This is a genomic window from Nocardia wallacei, assembly GCF_029868745.1.
GTDB lineage: Bacteria > Actinomycetota > Actinomycetes > Mycobacteriales > Mycobacteriaceae > Nocardia > Nocardia wallacei_B.
The window spans coordinates 28,205-53,128 of record NZ_JARWOP010000208.1 but is presented as its reverse complement, the minus strand read 5'-3'; the positions used below and the strand labels follow the sequence as shown (position 1 = coordinate 53,128).

Here is a 24,924-nt window from a genome sequence, read left to right as displayed (position 1 = left end):
TGTACTGACCTGAGAGGTTGGGAATGCGGCTGGCTGGTGGGTGTCCGTCGAGTGCGGTGTGGCCGCGGTGGTGATTGTAGGTGTGTAGCCAGTCGGTGAACGCAGCGCGGCGCTCTGTCTCGGACCGGTAGGGGCGGGCGTATGCCCATTCCTCGAGCAGGGTGCGGTTGAATCGTTCGACCTTGCCGTTGGTTTGTGGCCGGTAGGGGCGAGTCCGTTTGTGCGCGATGCCGGTGGTGGTCAGCTCGGTCCGCCACAGTTGTGAGATGTAGCAGGAACCGTTGTCGGTGAGCACTCGTTTGACGGTGATTCCGTTGGTGTCGAAGAACTTTCGTGCCCGTTGCCAGAACGCGACAGCGGTTTCTTTGCGTTCGTCGGTGAGTATCTCGCTGTAGGCCAAGCGGGAGTGATCGTCAACGGCGTTGTGCAGATAACTGGTGCCGACATGGCTGCTTCCGTTGCGTCGCAGCGTTTTCCCTGGAGTCCGGGTGCGATTGCGTTTGCCGATGCGGCGCCCGGCGGTGCGGTGGCCGCCGCCGTCGGGGATGTTGCCCAGTTTCTTGATGTCGACGTGCACCAGGTCGCCGGGTGCGGGGTGCTCGTAGCGGCGGACGGGCTGGGCGGTGGCACGGTCGAGCCACCGCAGCCGGGCGAGCCGGTAGCGGGCCAGGACGCGGTGCACGGTCGAGGGATGCAATCCCAGCAGGTAGGCGATGCGGGCTGGTCCCCAGCGGCGCAGCAGCCGCACTTTCACAATGCGGCGTTCGGTGCGTGTGGGTGTGCGGTTCGGGCTGTGATGCGGCCGACTGGACCGGTCGGCCATCCCGGCGGCGCCGATGGCACGGTATCGGTCCGCCCACCGTTTGGCGGTGGTGGGTGAGACCTGGAACCGTTCCGCGGCTCGTCGCAGCGGCCAGCCGTCGTCGACGACGCACCGCGCGAGCCGCAACCGGCCCAGTTCCGACAACGGCGCATTACGGTGGGACACGAAGACCTCCGATTTGGTGAATGCGTTCCTAGACAGCTCGCACTTCACTCGGAGGTCTTCGCCATGTCAGCTCGCCACGCCGTCACCAACGTCCATGGTCAGTACAGGCGCTTCTACTTGACCACGTTGGGAGCACACATTCCGGTCCAGCTGAACATGATTCCTCCAGCATGATGTAGTCCCCGCACCGACGACAAAGATTGCCCGGGACGTCCACCATGTAGAGGTTTGCAGAAGGTGTAGGAAACCTTCTCGAGAGGTTGTCCTTCTTGCCTTTCATCGACCCCTGCCGTCCGCCACTGCACACGGCGTGTGCCGTCCGCGGCGCAGTTCCGGCTTGTGCGGGGGGCCAGCGGTCGTTCTCGAGCCAGCGCAGGACAGTGCCGAGTTTGCCGACTGCGGGAGCGTGGTCGACCTCGCCGTTCGGCCAGGTTCTGGTGGCTTTGGTGATGCGGCCGGTGGCTGTGGAGTACCGCAGGTTGACGACGACCTCCCCACGGGTGAGGCTGACACGGCCGTGGCCGTCGTTGTGCGCCACACTCAGGCGAGTAACCGAACCAGCGCACTCTGGAGATTCTGCGACGCACGTCCGGACACTATGAGGTGTCGGTGCGGTGCGGTATTACCGGCGGAATCAGCGCTGTGCTGGCGCGCTTCTCGGTCAGGCCCGCCCAGCGTGCTGTACGACCCATTGTTGTAGGAAGTCACAGTTGCTCGCGAAACCTTCCGTGATCTGCTCACATACTCCCTCTTCGACCGCTTTGCCGAAGACGGGAAGTTTCGATTTCACCGTGCCCTCGAAGGACATGACGGTCTCTTCCGCGCCCTGCGCCTGCAACCGGAAGGTCGCGTCCAGACGCATCCGCGCGAGGGTGATCGTTGCGCGCATCGTCCCGTGCGCGACGTCGCCGACCAGGTCGTGCCACTCTTCTTCGAAGTCGAAGGTGATGTCACCGCTGCGGGCGGCGCCACGCGGCAACAGTGCGCTGGCGATCTCCGTGGACGCGGCTACGGTGGCTGCGCCCGGCCTGAGGGTGAACCCTGTCATGACGGAACGCTGCTTGCCGACCTCCGCCAGCCGCTGTTCCCAGTGCGTCCTGCTGAACAACGCCTGATGGATTGGCGCGATCGCCAGGGAGAAGACGTACTCGTCGGTGAAGGTCTTGGTCATGAGCTCCCCTTGGGTGTTGTCCTGCAGTGGTTTCGGCTCAGCGGCCGAGATCTCTGGCGGTCGGTGCGGGCACGGGCGGGGCCGGCGCCGCGCGTTCGGCTGAGGAGAATCGGGCGGACAACCGGTTCAGCAATCGAGGTGACCACCAGGTCATGGAGCCGAGCGTCGCCAGGCTCGCCGGTACCAGCACCAACCGGACGATGCTGGCGTCGACGAGGGCCGCGAGGGCGACGCCGGTGCCGATCATCTTCGTCGCGGCTACCTGCGAGGTGCCGATCGCGGCGAGGACGATAGTCAGGATGACGGCTGCGGAGGTGATGATGCCACCGGTGCGCTGGATCGCGTTGACGATCGCCTCCCGGTGCGGCACTCCGGCCTGACGTTCCTCGGTCAGCCGCGCCAACACGAAAACGCCGTAGTCCATGGACAGTCCGAAAGCGATACAGACGACCAGGATGGGCAGGGTGGTGTCGATCGCGCCGGTAGGCGTGAAGCCCAGCAGACCGGACAGGTGCCCGTCCTGGAATATCCAGACGATCGCTCCGAGCGTGGCCGTCAGACTCAATCCGTTGACGAGCACCGATACCGCGGCCAGCACGACGCTGCCGGTGAGCAGGAATACCGCGAGCAGCGCGACGATTACGACCAGCGTTATCGCGAGCGGCGCGACGCGACCGATCGCCGCCTTGGTGTCCAGCAGGGTCGCGATCTCGCCGCCGACGAGAACGCCGTGGTCGCGGGCGAGACGCTGGACCTCGCTCACGACAGCCTGCCCGCGGGTGGAGGTCGGTTCGATGCCCTTCTTCACGGTCACCAGCAGCGTGGCCGGTGTCGGCAGCGCGGCCGTGCGCGGGTCGGTGAGCAGCGGCGGCGGGGACACCGCAGCAACCCCATCGACCTGCTCCAATTCCTGTGCTAGCGCACCGATGTCACTGGGGTCGGCGTGCGCGGGCACGACCAGGTTCGCGATGGGAAGCGCACCGGCCTCGAAGTCGGTGCGCAGCATGTCGTGCGTGGTCCTGATGGCGGCGCCGGGCGGCAGCTGCCGGTCGTCGACGGTGCCGTAGGCGACCGCGCCGAACGGCAGGGCGAGGCAGATCAGGACCGCCGTGGTGGCGAGGGTCAGCAGGCGCGGTCGGCGCAGCACCCACCGGGTCCACGCCGCCCAGTACCCGCGCTCGGGGCGCGACGGGGCGCTCCGCGGGGCGGTGAGGCGGCCGCCGAGTAGTTCGAATGCCGCGGGCAGGCACACCAGGACTGCCAGCATGGAGATGGCGACGACGATGATCCCGGCGTAGGCGAACGAGCGCAGGAAGTACATCGGGAACATCAGCAGCACGGCCAGCACGGCGGTAATCGTTGCGCCGGAGAACAATACGGTGCGACCGGCGGAGGCGACGGTGGCCCGGGTGGCGGCGGCGACGTCGCCGTGCGCGGCCGACTCCTCGCGGAAGCGCCGCACCATGAGCAGGGCGTAGTCGACGGCCAGGCCCAGGCCCACCGCGGTGGTGAGGTTCTGTGAGAACACCGACACGTCGGCGACCTGGCTCAGGATCTTCAGCAGCGCGTTCGTGGACACGATGGAGAACACGCCCACCGCGATCGGCAGCAGCGCCGCGGCGAGCCCGCCGAACACAACCAGCAGCACCACGAACATCAAAGGGAGAGCGATCAATTCGGCCTTGATCAGGTCGCTCTTGATCGTCGACTGCACCTCGGCCCGCACCGCGACCGGGCCGCCGAGGCGCACGTCGATATCGGCGTCGGCGGCGGGCAGGCGCGAGCGCAGGTCGGCGAGAACGCGGTCCTGCGCGCCCTCGTCGCCCTCGATGTGCGCGATCACCAGCCCCGACTTCTGGTCGGTCGAGCGCAGCGCGGCCAGGGGCACCGACCACGCGGAGTTGACGCCGGTGACGCCGTCGATCTGCCCGAGCCGCTCGGTCAGCGCCCGCCCGGCCGCGGCGACCCGGGCGTCGGTGATGCCCGTGGGCGACGACACGAGCACGAACAGGTTCGGATCCGCCTGCGGCGCGATCTGTTCGATCTCGCGGGCGACGCGCGCGGAATCCGCGGACGGATCCGACGCCCCGCCCGCCAGCCGCGCGTCGGGCACCAGGAATTCGACGGCTAGCGCGGCGAGCAGCACCGCGAACGTCACCGCGAGCACCGTCCGAGCTCGCGACTTCCTCTCGCCCGCACCGTTATTCGCCACGATGTCCTCCTCCGTCCGGCGCCCCGGCCGACTCGCGCAGACTGTTCTCGACCGCGCCCACGACGGCGGCGGTCTGCTCCGACAGGTAGAAATGGCCGCCCGGGAACTCCCGGGTGCGCACCGTCGCGGTGGTGTGCGCCTGCCAGCCGTCGGCGTCCGCCACCCCGAAATCCGGGTCCGCCGCACCGGCGAAACAGACGATCCCGGCGTCGACGGTCCGGGGTTCGGCGGGCCGGTAGTCGTCCAGCGCGCGCAGGTCGGCGCGCAGGATCGACACGAAAAGTTTTCCGGCGGGCGAGGATTCGAGCAGCTGCCGGTCGTGTGCGGGCAGCCCGCTCAGCCGCGCCAGCAGCTGCGCGTCGTCGAGGTCGTCGACGCCGTAAGCGCGCCGCCGGGCCGGCGTCTGCGCGGCAGACACGATCAGCAGCCGCACCGCGCGGTCACAGCGCTGCGACTCCCACGCGGTCTCGAAGGCGACCGACGCGCCCATGCTGTGCCCGAACAGCACCGTCGGCAGCGGCGGGCGCTCCCGCAACTCGGCCGCGACGGCCCGGCCGAGTTCGGCCGGGCCCGCGCACGGCTCGCGGAAGCGTTCCTGCCGCCCCGGGTACTGCACGAGCAGCAGCTCGGTGTCCGCGGCGACGTGGTGGGCCCAGGCGCGGTAGTACCCCGCCGAGCCACCGGCGTGCGGGAAGCACACCACCCGCCGCCGCGCCCGGGCGGCGGCGTCGAATCGCCAGTACCAGCGCGACCTGTCGGTCGTCGCCGCGGTGCGCGGTCTCATTCGCTCTCCGGGTGTCTTAGTCGAGTGCCTTGCGTACCAGCTGCTCGGACACCTGCCACAGCTCGGCGGCGCGGCCGGTGTCGTAGGACTCGCGGGAGCTGGCGTGTTCGCGGCGTCCCGAGTAGTACTTGCCGCTCACCCCGGCCACGTCCGGGGAGGTCGCCAGCCAGGCCAGGTCGGTTGCCGATTGCGCGGCCGTGGCCGCGCCCGGCAGCTTGGTCAGCAAGGGCGTCAGCACCTGGTAGCCCTGCCGCACGACGGACGGGTAGTTGCGGGCCAGGCCGGTCTCTGGCATCAGGCCCGGGTCGAACGCGTTGGCGGTCACGCCGCTGCCGGCGAGGCGGCGGGCGAGTTCGTAGATGTAGTAGATGTTGGCCAGTTTCGAAGTGGCGTAACGGATCCGGCCGCCGCGCCCGCCGGACCCGGACGGCTGCGCCGCCGGGTCGGCCAGCCGCGCCGGATCGTCCCAGCGGGGCGCGGGGAAGCCGAAGGACTTGGCGGGGCCCTGGTGCACCTCGCTGGCCACGGCGATGATGCGGGCCTGCGGGGTGAGCGCGCCGCGCAACTGCTCGACCAGGTGGAAGTGGCCGAGATGGTTGGTGGCGAAGGTCATCTCGTAACCGTCGGCGGAGCTCTGCACGCCGTCCACGATCTGGATGCCGGCGTTGCAGACGATGCCCGCCAGCGGGGTGGCCGCCGAATCGGCGATGCGGGCCGCGGCCTCGTGCACCGAGCGGATCGACGAGGTGTCCATGATCGCGACCTCGACCCGCACGTCCGGCGCGGCCGCGCGGATGCTGTCGGCGGCCTGCGCGGCCTTGGCCTCGTTGCGGCAGCCCAGCACCAGATCGCGGCCCTGGCGCGCCAATTCGCGCGCCGCCAGCAATCCGAGACCCGACGAAGCCCCGGTGATGAGGATCGTGTCGGACATGTTCCCGCCTTCCTGTTTCAGTGGTCGAGACGTTCGATGACAGTGGTGATACAGCGGTCGGCCAGCGCCGTCACCGTCAACGCGGGCGGTACCGCCCCGCACGACCCGGGCAGCAGTGCCGAGTCCACGACGAACAGGTTCGGGCAGCCGAGCAGTTCGCCCGAAGCGGTTGTCGCGGAACCGAATACCACTCCCCCGAGGCTGTGCGAGGTGGTCGGCGCCCCGCTGACGGCCAGGCTCGCGCCACCGCGGGCCCGGGCGAACCGGTCCGCGGTGACCCGCACCGCCTCCGCGATCCGGGTGAGGGCGGGGTGTTGCGCGGGCCATTCGACGACGACGCCGGCGTCGTATCGCACCGTACCGAGTGCGGGCGGATCCGACACGGCGAGAACGCCTCCGGCCACCTGGCCGCCGAGTGTCGTGCCCAGCGGGAAGCCGAGCATCGTCACCGGCACGTCGCCGCTGTCGTCCACGATGCCCACGTGCGCGGGACCGCCCTGGCCCGCCGAGAGCGCCGGGAAGCCGCCGAGGGCGACCAGGTGGTCGCCGCCGGTGCCCCACCGGCGGCCGACCTCGGGACTGAGCCCGGGCAGCCACCCTTCGGCGCGGGCGCGCACGAGCAGTCCGGTGGTGCCGAGGGATCCGGCGGCCAGCACGACGCGGTCAGCGCGGAGCGTGCGCCGCGCGGCCGGTGCGCCGGTCTCGGTGATCTCGGTGTAGTCGACGCGATATCCGTTGTCGTCCAGGCGGATCGAGTCGACCGGGCACAGCGCGCGCACCTCGGTCAGTCCGGTCGCCTCGGCGGCGGCCAGGATCGTGCGGTCGACGCTGCGTTTGGCTCCGCTGTTCACACCCCACATCGAATGTCCGGCGATCGCGGAAGGCACTGCGGTACCGGCGATCTCCCGTCGCACCGTCGGCCAGTCGACGCCCAGGTCGAGCCGGACCGGGTCGTAGCCGGCGCGGGCGGCGAGGTCGGCGAAGTCGCGGGCGTCGGAGTAGGCCGCTGCGTCGAACACGTCCGGCGGGATGGGCGCGGGGCCGAGCAGTCGCCGGGCCCGGGGATACCAGACCTCGGTCATCTCCCGGTAGTCGAGGATTCCGCCCAGGGCGCGGCGGAATCCGGCCTCGCCGGGCGCGACCAGGACCGTGTTGTTGACCAGCGACCCGCCGCCGACACCCGCACCGGCGAGCCCGATGATGCCTTGCGCCGGAAAGGCTTCCAGCACACCGGTCGACAGCACGGCCCCGCCGCGCGGATCCGGTAGCCAGGCCGCGCGGCCGTCGGGACGCTCGGGGGTCGCGAAGGTACCTCCGCCGGGGGTGATGCGCCAGCGGCGGCCGCGCTCGAGGACCACGCTGCGATGCCCGGCCTCGGCGAGCCGGAGAGCGGCCACCGAGCCCGCGTAGCCGGAGCCGATTATCACCGTGTCGGCGGTCTCGGCGGGCCGGGCGGCGGCCCGCCCCGCACCGAGCGCGAGGGACGTGCCCAGCAACGAGCCGCCCGCCAGCAACGCGCGCCTACGCAACGCCGTCGGCGGCTTCCCGCTCGACGGCCACGGGTAGGTAGGCGTAACCGAACGAGCCCTGCCGGGTGCGCAGGCGCGGCGGGTCCTGCGAGTCGAGCGCGAAGCGGTGCCGGACCGCGAACAGCGAGCGGAAGGCGTGCTCGGCCAGCAGCCGCGACAGCGACGAGCCGGGGCAGAAGTGCGGTCCCGCACCGAAAGCCAGGTGGTCGCGCTTGTTGGACCGGTCCAAGTCCAGGCGGGTCGCGTCGGGGAAACGGCTCTCATCGCGGTTGGCCGAGCCGATCACGACGTGGATCAGGCCGCCCTCGGGGATGTCAACCTCGCCGACCCGCAGGTCGCGGGCGGCGCGGCGCAGCAGCCACTGGGTGGGGCTGTAGAGCCGCAGGAACTCCTCGATGAACTCGCGGATGTCCTCGGGTTGCGCGGCGAGCCGGTCGCCGAGGTCGGGGTCGTCGAGCACCGCCTTGAAGCCGCCGCCGAGCAGGTTCATGGTGGTCTCGTGGCCGGCCGCGATGAACGACCAGGCCATGGTGACCAGTTCGTCGCGGGTCATCTCGCCGGTTTCCTCCTGGGCGACCAGTTCGCCGAGGATGTCGCCCTGGTTCGGCGCGCCCATCCGGTCCTGGGCGAGTTCGTCCATGTAGTTGCTGAACTCCAGGACGTCTTCGTAGTAGCCGGGCGCGAGGTCGGGGTCCATGCCGGCGGCGACGGCGAATCCGTCCATCACGCCCTGCGACCAGCGGCGCAGTTCGGCCTTGCGGTCCAGCGGGATGCCCAGCATGCCGCCGACGACGCGTAGCGGCAGCGCGGTGGTGAAGGCCTCCACGAATTCCACGCGGTCGCGGGTGAGGATGTCGGCGAGCAGGTCGTCGACGATGTCCTGCACCCAATCGCCCAGTGTGCGAACGAGTCTGGCGCTGAAGGCCTTGTTCGCCATCCGGCGCAGCCGGGTGTGCTCGGGGGCGTCGCGGTTGACCAGCATGGGGACGTTGAGCATGCCCTCGCGGTAGATCTGCGAGGAGTACAGCTCCTTGTTGCGCAGCGCCTCGTTGACCTCGGGGTAGCGGGCACAGACGTAGAGGTCGCGGCCGTCCCAGGTGGCCTCGGGCAGGCAGTGCACCGGCCGTTCGCGCAGCTTTTCGTATTTCGGCCAGGGGTTGAGGCGGTACTCGGGATCGGCGAGGTCCAGGGTGAGGGTGCTCATTTATCCTGCCTTTCGACGCAGGGTGGGGGCTTCCCCGGGTGGTTGGACGAACCCGGAGTCGACGAATCGCCGGAGGTAGACACGGAGTTGGTCGGCGTTCAGGGGCGGGCAGTCGATCCCCGCCACGGACAGGGCGGCGGCGGACCGGTCGCTCTCGGACAGCGGCAGCCGCACGTGGTCGACCGAATCGCTGAGAAACGGCATCAGTCCCAGCAGCGCCATGCTGCTAGAGCCGCGCCGCAGGATCCGCTCGCGCCACTGGTCGAACGGCAGGCGCTGCAGGTCGTAGCCGAAATCGTCGAGGGTGTCGAAGAATTCGGGCCAGGTCATCGGCTCCGGGCTGACCAGGTGAAAGGTCTGTCCGAGTAGTTGTTCGGTGGTGGTACAGGCGGCGATAGCGCGGGCGACGTAGTCGACGGGCGCGGGCTGGATCGGCATCTCGGCGCGCAGCGGGGCGATGCCGGCCTCGATGCAACCCTTCACCATCATCGACAGGTGGTCGAGTTTGTTGAACGCGCCGGTGACGCTGTGCCCGGCGGTGTTGATGCGGTGGATGGTGGTGGGCAGGCCGCGGTCGGCGGCGGTGCGGACCATCCGTTCGGCGATCCATTTGGTCTGGGCGTACCCGACCACGAGCGAGCCGCTGTTGTCCAAGGGCTCGTCCTCGGCCACGCTGTCGCGCAGGTATTCCCGGGAGGAGAACACGCCGACCGTGGACAGGAAGTGGAACGGGATCGGGGCGCCCCAGGTGGCCAGACGCAGCACTTCCCTTGTCCCGCCGATGTTCACGGCCTCCAGGCCGCGGAACGGGTAGGTCCATTTGACCAGCGCCCCGGCATGCACGATCTGGCCGACACGCTCGCTCAGTCGGTCGTAGTCGTCGGAGTCGAGGCCCGCGAACGGCTTCGCGAGGTCGGCGACGACGGGGGTGAGGTTGGCCAGATCTTCAGGGCCGCAGGCCAATCCGTAGGAAGCCAGATTCTCGGTAATGCGGCGGCGGGCGTGTTCGGTGTCCTCGGCGCGAACCAGGCAGTGCACCCGCTCGTGCCGGTCGAGCAGCTCGCGCAGCACGAACGCGCCCACGAAACCCGTTCCGCCGGTGAGCAGTACCTCCGGCCGGTCGCCTGCGGCAGCGGAGCCCGTGGCGATGTCGGGATCGAGCGCGGCCAGGTCGGTCATCTCCGCGACCGTCTTGCGCCGAATCCGGATGCCCATGGTGGAGCGTTTCGGCGCATCCTCGCCCCGCTCGGATTCCGCCTGCTCCGAGGCGATCTCGCTGACCAGCCAGTCGCTCAGGCGGCGCGGGGTGGGATGGTCGAACAGCGCCTCGAGCGGCACCGCGACCTCGAGGTCGCGTTCGATCTTCTGTTTGAGCTCGGCCATCATCAGCGAGTCGACCAGTTCGTTGAACATGGCGAGGGTGTCGATGTCCTCGGTTTCGCAGCCGAGCACCGCCGCGAGGATGGCGACGACATAGCCGAGCACCGTCTCGTGGGTGACGACGCGGTCGGCGGTGCGCAGTGCCGTGAAGTCGGGCGCCGGGACCTTGGCCAGCCGGCCGGAACCCTGCTGCGACAGACGATCCGCGTGCGCCAGCCGCTCCAGCATGGCCCCGGTGACCGGCGCGAAAGACACGCCGGTGAAGGCGACGGCGAGTTCGTCGGCGGCGTAGATCTCGAGGTCGCCGGTCGCGCCGGTGGGTGCGGAGGCGGTCAAGGTCACCGTGCAGGTGAGCCGGTCGTCGACGGTGTCGCGGAAGACGCGCATGCGCTCGAATCCGGTGCCCAGCAGCACCGGGCGCTCGGCGTCGGTGCCGTGCTCGTGCGCCCAGGCGGCGGCCACGAGTTGCACGCAGGCGTCGAAGACGACCAGTTCGGTGCGTACTCCGGCGGTTTCGCTGCCCGCGTCCGCGGCGGGACGTCCGATCGCGGCCAGTGCGGCGCCCGCGCCGATCTGGGCGTGCTCCACCAGCCGGAAGCTCCGGCCCAGCACGAAGCGCGGATGCCAGATCTCGTCGTAGAACTCCGCACCGTTGACGACACGCGGCTGCTCGAGAAAGACCTCGGCCGCCGTGTACGGCTCAGAATCGCGGATCTCCCGGAGCGCGAAAGTGATGGTGGCGTGCCTGGTCCACGCCGTGGCTTCGGTTGCGCGGCTGAAGATCTCGGCGATGTAGGCGGTGTCGTCGGTGACCGTGACGAGCACCTGCACCTCGAGTTCCACGTCGTCCGCGGCGACCAGCGGGTGGACGATGGACACGCCCTCGGCCAGCAGCGCCCGCTCGGCGGCGGATTCGGCGGTGCGCAGGGCGAGTTCCACCATGACGACGCCGGGCACCACCCGGATGTCGTGCACCACGTGCTCGTCCAGGAACGGAATGCTCGCGGCGGAGATGCGGGTCTGGCTGATCGCGCCACCCGTCGCCGTCCGCATGATCAACGGGATGAGTGCGCCGTCACCCGGCGGTGCGGCCGCGATCGGGGCGACGGGCCGTGGGCCGTTCGCCTCTGGGATCCAGTACGGCGTGCGGCGGAACGGGTAGGTCGGCAGCTGCGCTCGCCGCGCCGGACGCGGTTGGGTTGCGCGCCAGCGGATGTCCGAGCCGCCGGCCCACACCTGGGCCACGGCCTCGGCCAGTGCGCGGTCCGGCCGCTCGACCGCCGTGGACGCCACGCACCGTACGTCACCGACCTCGGGGTGGTGGAGTACCAGTGGTAGCAGCCCGCCCGGGCCCAGTTCGATCACCGTCGCGGCACCGTGTGCCGCCAGCGCCGCCACCGCGGCGTCGAATCGGACCGGGTTGCGAGTGTGCGCCACCCAGTATTCCGCGTCGGTGAGCCGGTCGGTCTCGAGGAGTCCGGTGCTGTCGGAGATGAAATCCAGTGTGGGGGGCGACAATTCGACGCCGACGAAAGCCTTGCGCAGTTCGTCGAGCATGGGGTCGACCAGGGGTGAATGGAAGGCCTGGGTGACCGGCAGCAGTGTGGCGCGCACCTGCCGCGCGCCCAGGTCGGCGACGACCGCTGCCACCTCGTCGGCGGGGCCGGAAAGCACTGAGTCGGTGGCGCTGTTGTGCACCGCTACGGCCACCGCGCCGGAACGCACCTGTGGCAGCGCTTCCAGCTCCGCCAGCGGGCAGCGCACCGCGGCCATCGCCCCGTCGGCGGCGAGTTCGCTCATGGCGCGGCCGCGGGCATCGATCAGCGCGGCACCGTCGGCGACGGAGAAGACTCCGGCCAGCGCGGCGGCGGCGTAGGCACCGACGCTGTGGCCGGTGACGACATCGGGTTCTACACCCACCGAGCGCCACCACTGCCCCAGCGCCACCGCCAGGGCGTACAGCGCCGGTTGCGCGACCTCGGTCCGCAGCAGTGCCGCCTCGGCGTTCGGGCCGGTCTCGACCAGCACCGAAAGCGGCAGTTGCGCAGGCGTTCCCAGCGTGTCGATCACCTCGGTCACCACCGGCTGCACACCGTAGATGCCGGCCAAGCTGCCGGCGATGCGGGTGCCGTGTCCGGGCGCGATCATGGCGACGCGCGGCAGCGCGCCGGGTGCGCGGCGGCCACGCAGTCCCGTGCCGGAGGCCACCTGGCGCAGCCCGGCGATCAGTTCGTCGCCGGTTTCGGCGACCACGGCGGCGCGATGGTTCAGGTCTGCCCGTCCCACAGCGGCCGTCCAGGCGATCGCCGCGACCGTGCGCTCGGGTTGCGCGGCGGTGTGGTCGGCGAGCCGGCGTGCGGCGTCGGTCAGTGCCTGCGCGCTCGCGGCCGAAACCTTGACGACCGCTGTCTCGGGCCCGACCGCGGCGTCCGGAAGGGCTTGTTCCGGCGCGGACGCGACGATCACGTGCGCGTTGGTGCCGCCGAAGCCGAACGACGAGACACCGGCGACGCGGGGCCCGACACCCCAGTCGGTGGCCGTGCGCGGAATCGTCACGGGCAGTTCGTCCCACGGTACGTGCGGGTTCGGTGCGCGCAGATTCAGGTGCGGCGGAATGGTGCCGCGCGCGACCACCAGCGCGGCCTTGATGAACCCGGCGATGCCCGCGGCCGCTTCGAGATGCCCGATGTTGGTCTTCACCGAGCCGAGCCGCAGCGGCCGGTCCACCCCGCGCTGTGCGCCCAATTCGGCTGCCAGCGCGCGGACTTCGATAGGGTCGCCCAGCGGTGTGCCGGTTCCGTGCGTCTCCACATAACCGATCTCCTCGGGCGCCACGCGCGCGGCTGCGAGGGCCCGGCGGACGACCGCCCGCTGCGCCGCACCCCGGGGGACGGTCAGCCCGGAGGTGTGCCCGTCCTGGTTGACGGCGCTCCCCCGAATGACGCACAGCACGTCGTCGCCCGCGGCCAGGGCCGCGGAGAGCGTGCGCAGCACCACCACACCGCAGCCCTCGCCGCGCACGTACCCGTCGGCGTCGGCGTCGAAGGTGCGGCACTGTCCGCTCGGCGACAGCATGCGTCCCTTGGACAGCGCGACTGTCACCTCTGGAGACAACAGCAGGTTCACTCCGCCGGCCAGCGCCAGGTCGCATTCCCCGGCCCGCAGGCTCTGCGCCGCCAGATGCAACGCCACCAGCGACGACGAGCACGCCGTGTCGACAACGAGGCTTGGTCCCTCGAGTCCCAGCACGTACGACAGCCGGTTGGCGCCGAAGTTGGCGGCGTTGCCGGTGGCCACGTAGGCATCGATGGACTCCACGCCGTGCGCCGCCGCGCCCAGCCGTTCGTAGTCGCCGCCGCCCATGCCGACGAATACACCGGTCGCGCTGCCGCGCAGCGAATCCGGCGCGATCGCGGCGTGTTCCAGTGCCTCCCAAGCGACTTCGAGCACCAGCCGGTGCTGCGGGTCGATGCTGATCGCCTCGCGGGGCGAGATCCCGAAGATCGCGGCGTCGAATCCGCGGACGTCGGACAGAAATCCGCCGTGCCGGGAGTAGGTGCGGCCGGGGACGTCGGGGTCGGCGTCGTAGAACGCGTCCACGTCCCACCGGTCGCGCGGCGTGTCGATGATCCCGGAACGCCCGTACACCAGCAGGTTCCAGTAGTCCTCGATACCGGACACACCGCCCGGGAACCGGCATCCGACGCCGATCACCGCGATCGGTTCGTTCAGCGTGTTGCGCATCCTGGCCGCCTCGTCACGGGCGGTGCGCACCTCGAGCAGCGCGCGGCGCAGGATGGCCTCGCGGTCCGGCACTCCGGTGTCCCTGTGTTCATCAGTGCTTGTCATCGATCCTCCCGGTGTTCAGTTCCTGGTCGAGCAGCTGGAGCAGTTCGATCTCAGTGAGCTCGAGCAGGTCCGTCTCGGCGTCCGACGGTGAGGCTCCGCTTGTTGCGGCGGGCTTTTCGGTGCCGGTCAGGTCGAGCACGGCCAACAGGTGCGCGCTCAGGTCGGCGACCGTCGAGTGTTCGAAAATTGTCGTGACCGGAATCGGTTGTCCCACCAGGGTGCCGAGTCGGCCTTTCAGTTCGACGGAGGTGATCGAGTCCAGCCCGGACTCGAAGAAGCCCTGGCGCGGATCCAAGCGCGATTGCGCCGACCGGCCCAGCACCACTGCCACCTCCCTTTGCACGGCGTCCTGCACGACTCGCTCGCGCCCCGCCGCGGGCAGCGCGCGCAGCCGGCCGAGGAAATGCTCGGCGGCGGCGCCATCGATCGGCTCGGCTGTCCGCGCCAGGTCGGCGAGCATCGGGCGACGACGTTTGGCCTCCATCACCGGCACGAATCGCCGCCAGTCCACCGGGGCCGCCACCACCTGTGCGCGGTCGGTGTGCATAGTCGCGTCGAGCACGGCCAGCGCGGTCTCGGCCGGCAGTTCGGCCATGCCCATCGAGGCGAAGTAGTCGCCGTGGCCGGCCGCCATCGCGCTGTCCTGCCACCAGCCCCAATCCACCGACAGCGCCGGTAGGCCCCGAGACCGGCGGTCCCAGGCGAGCATGTCCAGGAAGTGGTTGGCCGCGCAGTAATGTCCGGCAAGTGCCGAACCCCAGACGGCCGCGGCCGAGGAGAACAGCACGAAGAACTCGACCCGGGCCAGCGTCGGCAGCGAATCCAGCACCAGGCCGCCACCGACCTTGCCCCGCAGCACCCGGGTGAACTGTGCCATCGACATGTCCGCGACGGACGCGGCGTCGAGCGCACCGGCGGCGTGGATCACGCCGCGGATCTCCGGCCAGGCGGCCGTCGTCTTCTCGAACAGCTCGATCATGCCGGTATGGTCTGCCACGTCGACATCGGGCGTGTATACGGCCACGCCCGAGGAGCGCAGTGCGGCAACGGCTTCCTGTGTTGCCTGAGGCGCCCGGTCGAGCCGGGTGCGGCCGAGCAGGATCAGGTGCCGGGCGCCGCGGCGGGCCAGCCACGCCGCCAGGCGCAGCCCGAGCGACCCGCGGCCGCCGGTGATCAGGTAGGCCGCGTCGGGGTCGAGAACGGCTGTAGCCGACCGGATGTCGGCGACAGTGCGCAGTCGCGGCACCAACCGCCGCTGCGCACGGAACGCGATCTGGTCCTCGTCGTCGGCGGCCGTGATCCGTGTGATGATGGCGTCGGCGTCCCACCCGGCATCGGTCGCGGCCGGATCCAGATCGATGGCGCCGCCCCAGAGACTGGGATGCTCGAGTCCGACCACCCGGCCGAGCCCCCACAGGGGCGCCTGCGCGAGCATCACCCGCTGCCTGCCGACCGGCACGGCACCTCGGGTCACGGTATACACCCGCCCGCCCCGGCCCGCGGCGATCCACGCCTGCACTACGCCGAGCAGCGTCCCCGCCGCGGTGTCGATCTGGGCGGCCACCCGGTCCGGGTCGTGGGTTTCGGCGTCTCGGTCGTCGTTCGCCGCGACGGCCTCGGTCGCCGCGAGGTGCACGACGCCGATGTCCGCGCTCCCCCGCATGCCGCCGACCCCGTTTGCACTTGTTTCGCCGGAATTCGTTGTGCTGTCGATGTTTTCGTTGGTTGGGGCGAGTGTGGCGAGTAGCTCGTGCCAGCTGTCGGAGTCGGCTGTGCGGGCGAATTCCGGGGATACGGTTACGGCGTTGCCGCCGCGGGAGCGTAGCCGGGCGGTCAGTTCTCCCGCGAGTTCGGAGTCGTCGGCGACGACGACCCAGTGACCTACGGGCGAGGCCGTTTCGGCAGCCGGTTCATTTGTCCGCCAATCGATGTCGTAGAGGTCACTGACTGCTGTCTCCGGCGCGGGCGTGGGCCGCTGCGCCCTGCCGGGCAGCCAGTGTTCCTGGCGCTGCCAGCGATAGTTGGGCAGTTCCACGCGCCGGTACGTGTGATCGGGATGAAGGGCCGCGAGCGACACCCCGAAGCCCTCGTCCACGAGCCGGCCAGCCGCGGCCAGCACGGTGTCGAGCACGGGTCGGTCGCGGACCATGGACGGCAGGTACGGCAGCGGTGTCTCGCAGAGGGTCTGCCCGCCCGCACCGGCGAGGGTGAGGTCGGGCCCGATTTCGACCATGCTGTGCGCCCCCGACTCGGCCGCACAGCGCACCGCGGACCCGAACAGGACCGGACGCACCACGGCGTCGGCCCAGTAGGCGGGGTCGGTCAGCTCGTCGGCGACGAGCGCACCGGTCACGGTGGACACGAACCGGATCGATGGCGGCCGCAGGTCGACATGCGCCAAGTACTCGGCGACCACCGTGCGCGCGGCCTCGACCTGCGGGCTGTGGAAGGCGTAGTCCTGCTGAATCACTCGGGTCCGGGCACCCTCGGCGCGGGCGGACTCGACCATGGCGGCAACGGCTTCCCGCGCGCCGGCGACCACGACAGCCGCGGGCCCGTTGAGCGCGGCCAGGCAGAGTCCGTCCCCGTCGCCGTGCACTGCGCGGTATCCGTCGACCAGTTGCCGTATCCGGGACTCGGGCAGGCCGAGCGCCGCCATCGCGCCCCGGCCCCGCGCATCCGCCATCGCCGCGCCACGGCGGACCGCCAAGCGCAGCGCGTCGTCCCGGGCCAGGGTCCCGGCGGCGTATGCGGCGGCGATCTCGCCGACACTGTGCCCGATGACCGTGCCTGGGCGGACCCCCCAGCGCGCCCACAGGTCGGTCAGTGCGATCTGTACCGCACAGATCACCGGTTGCGCGTATCGGGTGTCCGGCAGCCGCGAGTCACCTTCGGCGCGTTGGAGTTCCGTGAGCAGCGACCAGCCCGCGGTCGCGCGCACCACCCGATCGCATTCGGCGAGCGAGTCGCGCAGCAGCGGTTCGGACAGCAGCGCGCGTCCCAGCCCGGCCCACTGACCGCCCTGACCGGAGTACACGAAGACCAGGCCGGCTCGGGTCCGGGCGGCGGCCCGCCGCACCGGCGTCGCCGCGTCGGTGGCGAGCCGTTCCAGGGCCGCCGTCAGCTCGGCACGGGACCCGGCGACGAGGCTGTGCCGGTAGGGCTGCAGGGTCCGGTGCCGGGCGAGGGTGCCTGCGAGGTCGCGCACGGTCAGCCGCTCGTCGGCGGTGACGAGTGTGGCCAGCGCGGCGGCGTTCTCACGCACGGCCTGCGGGTGTGCGCCGGAGACTGTCAGCAGCCGAGGGTCGTCCGCCGCCGGGGCGGGCTCGGTCGGCGGTGTCCTGGGTGCCTCCTGCAGGATGACGTGCGCGTTGGTGCCGCTGAACCCGAACGAGCTGACACCGCCGAGTAGTCCCGCGCCGTGGTCAGGCCATTCGATAGCCGCGGTCGGCACCACAACCGGAGTGTCGGACCATGGAATGCGCGGGTTGGGCGTCTCGTAGTGCAGGTGCGGCGGGATGGTGCGGTGGTGCAGTGACAGCGCGACCTTGATCAGCCCGCAGATTCCCGCGGCGGCCTCGAGGTGACCGACATTGGTCTTGGCCGAACCGACGACCAGCGGATCGGTGGCCGCGGGATCCGGCCGCAGAACGCTGACCAGCGAGGACAATTCGATAGGGTCGCCGAGTGGAGTGCCGGTGCCGTGTGCCTCGACATAACCCATCGATGGGGCCTCGACACCGGACGCCCGCAATGCGTCGGCGATGACCGCCGCCTGCGCGGTGCCGCTGGGGACGGTGAGGCCCGCGCTGCGGCCGTCCTGGTTCACCGCCGAGCCGCGGATGAGCGCCCAGACACGGTCGCCGTCGCGCTGGGCGTCGGAGAGGCGCTTGAGCACCAGAACGCCGCAGCCCTCGCCGCGTCCGTATCCGTCGGCGGTGGAGTCGAAGGTCTTGCAGCGGCCGTCGGCGGCCAGTGCCCCCATACTCGACAGGCTCAGGATGGTCGCCGGGGACATCATCAGGTTGACCCCGCCCACCAGGGCGATGTCCGACACTCCCGACCGCAGGTCGCGCAGCGCGTGGTCGGTGGCCACCAGCGACGACGAGCACGCGGTGTCGACGGCCACGCTGGGGCCGCGCAGGCCGAGCAGATACGACACGCGCCCGGCGGCGACGCTGAAGGTGTTGCCGGTCGCGAAGTACGGGTCCAGCGGCGAGGTGCCGCCCGCGGCCAGCAGTTGCAGGTAGTCGGTGGTGTTCATACCGATGTGGACCGAGCCGGCGGCGCCGTCGAGGCTGTCGCGTGGAATCCCGGCGTCGTCGAGGGCTTCCCACACGACCTCGAGCAGCAGCCGTTGCTGCGGGTCCATGGCCCGTGCCTCACGCGGCGCGATGCCGAAGGCCTCGGCGTCGAACTCGGCCACCGGGCCGTCGAGGAAACCCCCACGGAAGCCGCGCAATTCGTCGATGACCAGCGACTCGCGGCCCGCAGGCACCGGTCCGGTGCCGTCGCGCCCGGTGACCAGCAGATCCCAGAAGCTGCCGAGGTCGTCGGCGCCGCCGGGGAAGCGGCAGGCCATGCCGACGATGGCGATCGGCTCGGCGGTCTCGGCGACGCGGCGGGAGGTGGTGACCTGCTCGGCACCGCCGCGACTGAGGTACTCGGCGAGCCGGGTGATCGTCGGATGCTCGAACACGACCGTGGGCGGGAGCGGGATCGTGTGCGTCTCACGGAGGCTCGTGATCAGCTCGACCGCCATCGCCGACGTCAGTCCCAGCTCGAACAATCCGGTGTCGGGATCGATGCGATCGGCCGCGGGTAGTTCGAGCAGCCGTGCCAGTTCTCGCTGTAATGCCTCGACCTCCTCCTCCACCGTCCGGGAGACGGCGCTGGAACCCGTTGCCTCCGTGGCGGTCAGGGGCACCGTGAGCGACGCAGCCGGTCGGCGTGGGCCGGGCAGCGAGCGCGGGGGTTCGTCGGTGATCCAATACGGGGTGTGCTGGAACGGGTAGGTCGGCAGCTCGGGCGTCTGTGGTGGCCGAGCTTGCGTTGCGGCCCAGTCGATGTCGCTGCCGCGCTGCCAGATGCGGGCGAGCGCCTCGGCGAGAGCGCGGGCGGGCCGTGCGGTCGTCACCGAGGCCACGCAGAGGGTGTCCGCGGCGTCCGGGTGGTTCATCACCAGGGGCAGCAGCGCACCCGGGCCCAGTTCCACCACTGCGCCGACGCCGCGGTCCAGCAGGGCGGTGACGGCGTCGCCGAAGCGGACCGGCCGACGGGTGTGTGTCACCCAGTATTCGGGGTCGGCGAGTTCCCCAGTGACGACGACGCCGGTCGTGTCGGAGACGAACTCGATTGTGGGAGGCGTCAATTCGGCTCTCGCGAAGGCGTCGCGCAGGGGGCCGAGTACGGGTTCGACAGCGGGGGAATGAAAGGCTTGCGTCACCGGCAGCCGTTTGGCTTTGACGCCGCGTTCGGTCATGATGGCGATCAGGGCGTCCACCAGTTCGGCGGGCCCGGCGACGACGGTGTCGGAGGCGCTGTTCAACACCGCGACGGTGACCTCGCCGGACCGCAGTTGCGGCAGCGCTTCCAGTTCGGCCGCGCCACAGCCGATCGAGGCCATGGCGGCGTCGACCTCGAGCCGGCCCATCGCGTGCGCGCGGACCCGAATGAGTTCGGCGCCGTCGGCGATGGAGAAGACCCCGGCCAGTGCGGCGGCCGCGTAGGCGCCGACACTGTGCCCGGTGATCACCGCGGGCTCCACGCCCACCGAACGCCACCAAGCGCCCAGCGCCACCGCCAGCGCGTACAGCGCCGGTTGCGCCACTTCCGTGCGCAGCAGCTCCGTCTCCGCCTGCGGCCCGCCGTCGACCAGCACCGACAGCGGGAGCTGCGTGACGGATCCGAGTTCATCGATCACCTCGGTGACGACCGGGACAGTGCCGTAGACGCCGGCCAGTGCGCCCGCGATCCGGGAGCCGTGGCCGGGTGCGAGGAAGGCGACGCGCGGGGCCGCGCCGATTCGGCGACGCTGATGGACCCCTTTGTCGGCCGCCAGTTCTCGCAGTCCTGTATGAAGTTCGGCACGGGACTCCGCGACCACGCTCGCCCGATAGGGTTGATTCGCCCGGCCGACATTGGCCGCCCAGGCTATATCGTGCGGTCGTAGACGCGGGTCGGCAGCCACGAACTCCGCCAGCCGATCGGCCGCGGCAGCGACTGCGTCGGTGTCCGCGCCGGACACCTTCACCACGACCGGAGCAGCACCGTCATCGACCGGTTCGGGCTCCTGCCCGGAAGCGACGGCGGCGGATGGCCCACCGAGGACCACGTGCGCGTTGGTGCCACCGAATCCGAACGACGACACACCCGCGATCCGGGGACCACCACCCCACGCAGTCACCGAACGCGGTATCTCGAAAGGCACCCGGTCCCAGGCGATGTGCGGAGTCAGTTCCCGAATGTTCAAGTGCGGCGGGATCATTCCTCGCGACACCGTCAACACGGCTTTGATGAAACCCGCGATACCCGCGGCCGCCTCCAGGTGGCCGATATTGGTCTTGACAGACCCGAGCCGCACCGGAGTTCCGGCGGGACGTCCCGGGGCCAGCACGGCGGCCAGTGCGCGCACCTCGATCGGGTCGCCCAGCGGGGTGCCGGTGCCGTGCGCCTCCACGTAGCCCACCTGCTCCGGTGGGATCCCCGCCGCCGCGAGGGCCTGCCGGACCACGGCCTGTTGCGCGGTCGCGCTGGGCGCGGTCAACCCGGAACTGCGGCCGTCCTGATTGACGGCCGACCCGTGCACGACCCCGAGGATGCGGTCCCCGGCGGCCACCGCGTCGGACAGCCGCCGCAGCACGACGACACCGCAGCCCTCACCGCGCACATAACCGTCCGCGGCGGCGTCGAACGTCCGGCACTGCCCCGCTGCCGAGAGCATCCGTCCTTTGGACAAGGCGACCGTAACCTCCGGGGACAGCAGCAGATTCACCCCGCCCACGAGCGCCAGGGTGGATTCGCCGGTTCGCAGGCTCTGCGCGGCCAAGTGGATGGCCACCAGCGAGGACGAACACGCGGTATCCACCACCAAGCTCGGGCCCTCCAGCCCGAGCGCGTACGACAGCCGGTTGGCGCCGAAGTTGCCGGCGTTTCCGGTGGCGACATATGCGTCGATGGCCGCGGTGCCGTGTGCGGCCGCGGCGAGGCGTTCGTAGTCGCCGCCGGACATTCCCACGAATACTCCGGTAGCCGAGCCGCGCAGCGAGTCCGGCGCAATTCCCGCGTGCTCGAGCGCCTCCCACGCCACCTCGAGCATCAATCTGTGCTGCGGGTCCATGCTGATCGCTTCGCGCGCCGAGATGCCGAAGACCGCGGCGTCGAATCCCCGCACGTCGGACAGGAACCCACCGTGCCGGGAGTACGTGCGACCGGGCGCATCCGGGTCGGCGTCGTAGAACTCGTCGGCACTCCAGCGGTCGGCCGGCACGGTCTCGATGCCGGATCGCCCCGCCACCAACAGATCCCAGAACTCGTCGGGACCGGTGACCGCGCCGGGGAACCGGCAGCCGATGCCCACGACGGCGATCGGCTCGCCTGGGGCGGCGGCGGGACGCTCGACGGCGACGGAGGCGTCCGGCGCGGCCTGCGCCAACGCCGCGGCCGCCGCGTCGATACTCGGGTACTCCCATGCCAGCGTGGGTGGGATGTCGACGCCCAGCGTCTCCGACAGGTCGGCCGCGATCCGCACGGCTTGGATGGAACTCAACCCGTAGCTCGCGAATTGCTCCTGTCGGTCGATGTCGTCGGGCTCCAGCCCGGAGTGCCGGCAGATCAGGTCGACCAAGAGGACTTCGATCTCCCGGCGGCCGAGGGCGATGTCGGCGGTGATCGCCCGAGCGGTAGCGGGTTCCGGCTCGGTATGGGGTGCCGGTTCGGCGGTGGCGGGCCGGCCCCCGTACTCGCCGGCGAGGTAGCGCACCCGGCATTCCGTGCGCTGGAGCTTGCCGCTGGACGTGACCGGGATGGCGCGGGCCGGCACCAGCAGCACGTCGTAGGCGGACAGCTGGAACTCCTCGGAGACCGCTCGCCGGATCCTCTTGACGATCTCGGCGTCGGGGAGCTCCTTGCTCGCCCGGCGCGGCTTCTGTTGCACCACAACCAATTCGTCGGCGCCGTCCACGTCGACCGAGAAGACCACGCAGCGGGCGCCGGCCAGCCCCCGATGGCTGCGTACCGACGCCGCCTCGACATCCTGGGGATACACATTGCGGCCGCGGAAATTCATGGCTTCCTTGGTGCGGCCGACGATGAACAATTCACCGTCGACCAGGCAGCCGAGATCGCCCGGACTCAGATAGGGGCCCGCGCCGGTGTCGGTGTAGCGGCCGAAGGTTTCCGCAGTCGCCGTCTCGTTCTCGAAATATCCAGCGGCGACGCTTATCCCGCGAATCCAGACCTCGCCGACACGACCCTCGGGCAGCACGGCGTTGCCGGCAGGATCGACGATCACCACCTCGGTGTCCTCGGCGACCCGGCCGCAGCCGACCAGCCGCAGTCGCCTGCCGCCGCCCTCGGTGTCGATGTAGCCCTGTTCCAGTTGGTCGCCGGAGACCTCCGTGATTACCGGATCGGGGGCGGATCGGGCACCGGAGACCAGCAGCGTGGCCTCGGCGAGGCCATAGCAGGGGTAGAAGGAAGAGCGGCGGAACCCACAGTCCCGGAAAGTTTCGGCAAACCGGTCGAGGACTTCGGCGCGGACAGGCTCGGAGCCGTTCAACGCGTACTTCCACGACGACAGATCCAGTTCGGCGAGCCGCTGCGGATCCGCGCGGTCGACGCACATCTGATACGCGAAGTTCGGCCCTGCACTGGAAGTCGCGCGTTCGTGGGAAATGACTTCCAGCCAGTACAGCGGATCGCGGATAAAAGTCATCGGCGAGATCACTACCACCGGGATTCCGGAGTATATCGGCGACACCAATCCCCCGAGCAGGCCCATGTCATGATACGGCGGCAGCCAACCGGCGCCGACAGTTTCCTCGGTCACTTCGAAAGCACCGGCCGCGAGACGCGCGTTGTTCAGCAGATTGGCGTGGCTGACAATGACGCCTTTGGGTGCAGAGGTCGACCCTGAGGTGTATTGCAGCAGCGCAGTGGTGTCACCATCGATATCCGGTGGGCGCCACGAGTCCGGAGCATTCGCAAAAGCCGACCTGCTCGCCTCGATCCACGTAGCCCCGGACAATATGGGTATTTCGTTACCGCGAATATTTGCCAGATCGAATCGGTTCGCACCCTCGGCGGTCAGCACCGTGCTCGCCCGCGCGGAACGGGCGATCGTCTCGACTCGCGAGAGATGCCGATTGGACGCCGGCGGATAGGCGGGCACCGGGACGAGTCCGGCGTAGAGGCAACCGTAGAAGTACATCGTGTACTCCAGTCCCGGCGGGCACAGCAGCAATACGCGGTCACCAGCCGCGCAGTCCGCGGCAAGCGTCACGGCGACGGCGCGGGCGATCGTGTCGATCTGCTGGTAGGTGAGGTCTTCAGTGGCGAATCTGTCTTCGGCGGTAGGCCGCACGAAGCGCATAGCCAGCCGGTCGGGAGTGCGGTCGGCACGGTGCCGGATGGTGTCCACCAGAGTGGTCGTGGTCGGTACATAATCGCTCGGCATCGAACGCCCCTATCGCGCTTTCCTGGTCACGGCGACAAAGCATTGCCAGCGAGCTATGTGCGTATGACCTGAATCTCTACACAGAAAAATAGGGATCGAACATCGTTGTTGCGATCTACTGGACGGAGGCGATGAGAGATCGAATTCGGCTACCGCCGCAATAGGTCTCGCACGCTCTTCCGGATAAATTTACGACAGCACGGGTCGCATCGAATTTCGCACTGTAACCGCCCCCTCCGTCGCCCCACGACGTCCATTTCGGAACAATTCCTCCATCATGTTCCGCTCCGACAGCAAGTGTACGACCACGCTTCTCGCTTCGCATCACCGATCATGACGGAGCACGCGCGAGTGGAACCGACGCAAGAAAACATACTGGGCATCCGCTTCTTAGCGAGTGCAATTGCATCTCGCAACAATCAGGTTAACCTGTTTCGACATTCACCCTACCGACAAGAACATGGGATCACATGCTCGAATATCGCTTTGACGACGATATTCACCCGAATCAACGGCCAAACGCGGGTCAGTCCGCCGTGACGCCACAGAATAACCGAGAGGCTGGAGGTATTGTTTCGAATCACAATACATTCGCACGAGGCCTCGTAAGAGCGCCCGCCCCGATACCGATCTCGCCACAGGACAACAGCATCCCTGATGAAATCGTGTTAGCTATTTCACTGTCGAACCATTTCGCTATGACCGCACTACCTGCAGCGATCGCTCCGCGCCCCCGAAATCGGGGGCACTCCGCCGTCTATGCGCCTACTCGGCAACCCCACGACCGGAGGGCACTGTCCGCGAGCAGGTCGAATTGTCGACGGCAGCCACCCGCGCTGAAGGTCGAGAACACTGCCTTCGAGTTCGTGCGCCGTAATGGCATCAGCGTGCTGCGCAACCGACGGACCGGCCAGGGCGTACATGGGGGTGGTCGGTGCCCCCAGATGAGCGAGTCGTGCTGTCGGGGCACGTCGCCGTCCTGGTGAAGGACGACGAGCGCACCCGTGTCCTGGACGCCCGCACTCTCACCACGGTGCGCGAGACATATCTCTTCTCCGGCGGGGTCGAGACGACCGGAGCCGGGCCCGTCGTGGCCAGTGCCGACGGTCGGGTCATCGTCGCCAGGGGGAACTGGGACAACGACGGGGACATCGTGCTGGCAGTCGCCGGCTCACCCGAAGTCGTCGTGGTGCAGGTAAC

At 69.8% G+C, this 24,924-nt stretch carries 9 protein-coding genes; all 9 read right to left on the bottom strand.

All coding sequences use genetic code 11. The features are described 5' to 3' along the window. On the bottom strand, positions 1-988 hold a 988-nt coding region (locus QH470_RS17645), incomplete at its 3' end, for an IS481 family transposase (RefSeq protein WP_280273470.1). A 661-nt stretch (positions 989-1,649) separates the two neighbouring features. Beyond that, the gene (locus QH470_RS17640) at positions 1,650-2,159 is read right to left on the bottom strand and encodes a DUF2505 domain-containing protein (protein WP_280273469.1); all 510 of its coding nucleotides are present in this window, start codon (positions 2,157-2,159) and stop codon (positions 1,650-1,652) included. A 37-nt stretch (positions 2,160-2,196) separates the two neighbouring features. Beyond that, a complete protein-coding gene (locus tag QH470_RS17635; protein ID WP_280273468.1) occupies positions 2,197-4,371 on the bottom strand; it encodes an MMPL family transporter in 2,175 nt (724 codons plus the stop codon). Further along, entirely contained in the window at positions 4,361-5,155 is a 795-nt protein-coding gene (locus QH470_RS17630) for a thioesterase II family protein (protein ID WP_280273467.1), read from the bottom strand. The genes QH470_RS17635 and QH470_RS17630 overlap by 11 nt, the downstream gene beginning before the upstream one ends. A 16-nt stretch (positions 5,156-5,171) precedes the next feature. Continuing rightward, the gene (locus QH470_RS17625) at positions 5,172-6,086 is read right to left on the bottom strand and encodes an SDR family NAD(P)-dependent oxidoreductase (RefSeq protein WP_280273466.1); all 915 of its coding nucleotides are present in this window, start codon (positions 6,084-6,086) and stop codon (positions 5,172-5,174) included. A 17-nt stretch (positions 6,087-6,103) separates the two neighbouring features. Beyond that, positions 6,104-7,615: an FAD-binding protein gene (locus QH470_RS17620; RefSeq protein ID WP_280273465.1), complete on the bottom strand. Its 1,512-nt coding sequence runs from the start codon at positions 7,613-7,615 to the stop codon at positions 6,104-6,106. Beyond that, complete coding sequence (locus tag QH470_RS17615; RefSeq protein WP_280273464.1) at positions 7,608-8,819, bottom strand: cytochrome P450; 1,212 nt, start codon at positions 8,817-8,819, stop codon at positions 7,608-7,610. Before QH470_RS17615 ends, QH470_RS17620 begins: the two co-directional genes overlap by 8 nt. Continuing rightward, positions 8,820-14,048, bottom strand: coding sequence for a type I polyketide synthase (locus tag QH470_RS17610; RefSeq protein WP_280273463.1), 5,229 nt, complete (start codon positions 14,046-14,048; stop codon positions 8,820-8,822). After that, on the bottom strand, positions 14,035-23,724 hold the full coding sequence (locus QH470_RS17605; protein WP_280273462.1) for a type I polyketide synthase: 9,690 nt from the start codon (positions 23,722-23,724) through the stop codon (positions 14,035-14,037). Before QH470_RS17605 ends, QH470_RS17610 begins: the two co-directional genes overlap by 14 nt. Positions 23,725-24,924 lie beyond the last annotated feature (1,200 nt).